The 4681-nt window shown below is 75.8% G+C and carries 3 protein-coding genes; 2 read left to right on the plus strand and 1 reads right to left on the minus strand.

Annotated elements, in window-relative coordinates; all coding sequences use genetic code 11:
- Positions 1 to 916: FHA domain-containing protein (locus VIW71_RS09405; RefSeq protein ID WP_331621610.1), on the minus strand; the 916-nt coding region annotated here is incomplete at its 3' end.
- 730 nt (positions 917 to 1646) lie between these two features.
- On the opposite strand from VIW71_RS09405, the gene VIW71_RS09410 reads away from it, so the two are divergent.
- Both VIW71_RS09410 and VIW71_RS09415 read left to right on the plus strand, forming a co-directional pair.
- Positions 1647 to 3341: a serine/threonine-protein kinase gene (locus VIW71_RS09410; RefSeq protein ID WP_331621612.1), complete on the plus strand. Its 1695-nt coding sequence runs from the start codon at positions 1647 to 1649 to the stop codon at positions 3339 to 3341.
- 192 nt (positions 3342 to 3533) lie between these two features.
- Positions 3534 to 4681, plus strand: a 1148-nt coding sequence (locus VIW71_RS09415) for a serine/threonine-protein kinase (protein WP_331621611.1), incomplete at its 3' end; no start/stop codon positions are given.

The raw sequence follows: 4681 nt of genomic DNA on the forward strand, positions 1-4681 counted from the left end.
CGTCCGCCACGGTTCCGCCGCCGTCCGCGGGGCCGGCGCCGGTCTCCCGCTCGTCGTGCGGGTCCTCCCGCGGGTCCCGGCGCAGGGAGCCCCAGCCGTCTGCCCGGTCCGGCCCGGGCCCGTCAGGCGCGTCCCCGGTCGCGGGCCTTTGCTCGTACCCCGGTGCGTAACCCTGCTGGTATCCGGGCACCGACGGCCACGGGCCCTCCCGGAGCGACACCCGCAGGTGCCCGTCTCCGTCCGGCACCGCGGGCAGCGGAGGCGGCGGCGCCGCCTCCGGCCCGTCCAGGCGGAGCGACGATTCACCGATCCGGAGCAGTGCGCCCGGGGGAAAGGGCAGCGGGCGCGGCCCGACCGGGCGGCCGGCCAGCGTGGTGCCGTTGGTGGACCCGAGATCGGCCACCGTGACCCGGCCGTCCGGATCGACCGCGACCTCGCAGTGCAGCCGCGAGACGTCCGGGTCGTCGAGCGGCACATCCGCGTCGGCGGAGCGCCCGATGCGGGCCTGGCCGCCCTGGAGCAGATGCACCCCGCCCGCGTCCGGGCCGCCCACCACGTGCAGCCTGGCCAGCTCGGCCGGCGGGCGCCCGTACTGCCCGAACCGGCCGTACTGCCCGTGATCGCCGTACTGCCCGGGGTCGCCGTGCTGCTGCGCCGGGGCGTGCAGGGAGACCAGCGCGCCGTCCACCAGCGGCGGCTCCCCGAGGACGGCGGTGGGGGCGAGCCGCTGCGCGCCCGAGTAGAGCACCACGGAGGAGCCGGCCGACCGGCCGCCGGGCTGTCCGGACCCCGCCGCCGAGGCCAGCGCCCCCGCCACCGCGCTGAGCGCCGTGCCCGTCGGCGCGGTGATGAGCACGTCGCAGCCTCGTGTTGTCCGGCCGCTGCGCGGCCCGAGGACGGTCAGCCGGATCTGCATCTCGTCCGCGGTCCCTTCTGCCCGGCCCGGGCACGCGACGGAGAGTCCCCTCCCCGCCGCACGCGGGCGCGTCGACGTACAAGCACTACAAGCACCACAGGCGGCACACGGGCACCACCGGCGGCACACCCAACCAGCACACAACACGTTCACACGACAAGGAGCGGCGGTGGCACCCCCGTTGCCCCGTCCGCACCGTACGGATGCATCCTCCCACCCGCCACCGACAGCCCGTCGCCGGTCCCGCCTCCGGTGATCTTGGCCGACCGGACGATGATCATGCCGCACTCGCCGTGCCTGCGAATGCCATCAAGACCGAGCACGGGTGCGCGACGACCCGGTCTCGGAGGGCTGACGCCCGAACTCCTGGAGTGGGCGGCCGAGGAACGAGGCGGCCCGCGCAGGGAGTGAGCGGGAAGACCGACCAGAAATCAGTGCGCCAAGGACCGCTGCCGGTACGCGGCCGCTGACCGCCGGGGAGTGACCCCGCGGACGACTGCCCGCGCCGCCGCCCCCGCAACCGTTCGGGCCGCCCGTCGCGTCCTACCGGCGAATCCGCGGCCGTGACCCGGCGGCGCCGCCAGGACGCGACCGCGCCGCACGGCACTACGCTTGGCCGGAATCGGGAAATCGCCGGGCAACGGGCCGGGCGCGGAGCACCGAGGTGGCCGCCGTAGTGGCCACCGAGGCGGCCACGGACGTAGCCACTACGGAGCAGGGAGCGCATGACGTGCGGCCGGTAGGCAGCAAGTACCTCCTGGAGGAGCCGCTCGGGCGCGGCGCCACGGGCACCGTCTGGCGCGGCCAGGTGCGCGGCGAAGAGGGCGGCGCCGTCGCGGTGAAGGTGCTCAGGGAAGAGCTGGCGGGCGACCCCGACGTGGTGATGCGCTTCCTGCGCGAGCGCTCGGTCCTGGTGCGGCTGCGCCACCCGCACATCGTCCGGGTCCGCGACCTGGTCGTCGAGGGCGACCTGCTCGCCCTGGTCATGGACCTGATCGACGGCCCCGACCTGCACCGCCACCTGCGGGAGAACGGCCCGTTCACCCCGGTCGCCGCCTCCCTGCTCACCGCCGCCGTCGCCGACGCGCTCGCCGCAAGCCACGCCGACGGCGTCGTCCACCGCGACCTCAAGCCGGCCAACGTGCTGCTCGCCACGGTCGTCGGCGAGGACGGCGCCGACCGCATGCACCCGATGCTCACCGACTTCGGCATCGCCCGCCTGGCCGACTCCCCGGGCGTCACCCGTGCCCACGAGTTCGTCGGCACCCCGGCCTACGTCGCCCCCGAGTCCGCGCAGGGCCGACCGCAGACCTCCGCGGTCGACGTCTACAGCGCCGGGATCATGCTGTACGAGCTGGTCACCGGGCATCCGCCGTTCCGCGGCGAGAGCGCGATCGACGTACTGCGCGCCCATCTCAACGACGCGCCGCGCCGACCCACCACCGTCCCGGAACCGCTGTGGACGGTCATCGAGCGCTGCCTGCGCAAGGAGCCCGCCCAGCGCCCCGGCGCGGAGAACCTGGCCCGCGCGCTGCGGGTGGTCGCGGCCGGCATCGGCGTCCACGCCGGCCCGGCCGCGGCCGAGGCCGCGTTCGGTGTGGGCGCGCTGCTGGCCCCGGACGAGACGCCGACGCTGGTACCCGGCACGGCGCCCGGCGACGGGCAGCGGACCGCCGACTCCGACCCGACGCAGGTACTGCCCTCGGGAGCGTCCTTCGACCCGAACGCCGCGACCAGCGTGCTGCCCGCCGACGCCCGCCCGGCCGCGGACGGGACCCGGGTGCTGCCGCCGACGCCGGAATCCTCGCAGCCGCCGAGCGCACCGCAGGGCCCGCACCCGTGGGAGTCGCAGCTCAGCGCCGCGCGGCACCGCAACGAGCAGACGGAGGTGGGCTACCTTCCGCCCGAGCAGGACCCGTTGCGCCGCCGCCCGCGCCGCCAGCCGCAGCAACCCGAACCGCAGCGGCCGCCCCAGGGGCAGCAGCAGCCGTACTCCCAGCCGCCCCAGGGCCAGGGCCAGGGCTACGGATACCCGCAGGGCCGGCCCCCGCAGCCGCAGCACCACCGGCCGCAGCCCCCGCCGCAGAGCTACCAGCCGCAGCGGTACGAACCGCAGCCGCAGCGGTACGAGCGCCCGCCCGCTCCCACGCCCCCGGCGCCCGCGCCCGCTCCCCGGGGGCGCGAGCCGCGCCGCCGCAGCGCCAACCCGGTCAAGATCCCCGGTCTCGGCTGCCTCAAGGGGTGCCTGACCGTGATCCTGGTGATGGTCGCCGTCTTCGTCGTCGTCTGGTACACCACCCCGCTGCCCGATTGGGTGGACAGCACCCGCAACCTGTGGGACGCGACGACCGGCTGGGTCCAGTCGGTCTACGACCAGGTGTCCGAGCTCACCCAGGGCTCCGGGAGCGGTTCGGGCAACGGCTGACGGAGGCCACCGGCAGCCGGAAGCGGCCGACCGCACCCGCCTGTGTCCCTCAGGTTGGTGATTTGTCGACTTCCAGAGGGTGATTTCTCCCGCAGAACACCCACGCACCGGACGCCCGTACCCCGAACCGCCCCTGATCCGCGTAGCTTTGTCGCCAACGCGACGGACCGCCGGAGGAGTCGGAGAGCAGCCTTGGCCAGGAAGATCGGCAGCCGGTACACCGCCCACCAGGTACTCGGGCGGGGATCCGCGGGCACCGTGTGGCTCGGCGAGGGCCCCGAAGGCCCGGTCGCCATCAAGCTGCTGCGCGAGGACCTCGCCTCCGACCAGGACCTCGTCGGCCGCTTCGTCCAGGAGCGCACCGCGCTGCTCTCCCTCGACGACCCGCACATCGTCGGCATCCGCGATCTCGTGGTCGACGGCACCGACCTCGCCCTGGTGATGGACCTGGTACGCGGCACCGACCTGCGCTCCCGGCTGGAACGCGAGCACCGCCTGGCGCCCGAGGCGGCCGTCGCCGTCGTCGCGGACGTCGCCGACGGGCTGGCCGCCGCGCACGCCGCCGGTGTCGTCCACCGCGACGTCAAACCGGAGAACGTACTCCTGGACTCGGCCGCCCCGCCGGGACCCGGCGGGGCCCCGCCCGCCCTGCTCACCGACTTCGGCATCGCCCGCCTCGTCGACACCCCGCGCCGCACCCGCGCCACCCGCATCATCGGCACGCCCGACTACCTCGCCCCCGAGATCATCGAGGGTCTGCCGCCGCGCGCCTCCGTCGACATCTACGCGCTCGCCACCGTGCTGTACGAGCTCCTGGCCGGCTTCACCCCGTTCGGCGGCGGCCACCCCGGCGCCGTACTGCGCCGCCATGTGACGGAGACCGTCCAGCCGCTGCCTGACCTGCCCGACGACCTCTGGCAGATCCTCGCGCCCTGCCTCGCCAAGGCACCCGCCTCCCGGCTCACCGCCGGAGAACTCGGCGCCCGGCTGCGCGACCTGCTGCCGCACCTCGCCGGGCTGCCCGCGCTGGAGGTGACCGCCCCCGGCGCGCAGGGAGCGGGGGCCGAGCCGTCCTACGCGGACGAACCCGCCGTGGCGTCGGGTGCCGGGCGCGGGTCCGCCCTCACCGAGGCCGAACCCGCGCCCGACCGCCGACGCGGCGCCGTACCGCTGGTGCGGGGCGCCGCGCCCGACTCCAGCCGGGACACCCACACCAGCATCAAGCTGCCCAGTGCCGAGGAACTGGCGAGTTTCGGGCCGGCGGCGCGGGCGGGGAAGGGCGGTACCGCCGGCGGGCCGGCGTCCGGTCCCGGCGCGGGCCCGGGCTACGGGTCCGGTTC

Origin of the sequence: Streptomyces sp., from assembly GCF_036524955.1 — a bacterium.
Classification (GTDB): domain Bacteria; phylum Actinomycetota; class Actinomycetes; order Streptomycetales; family Streptomycetaceae; genus Actinacidiphila.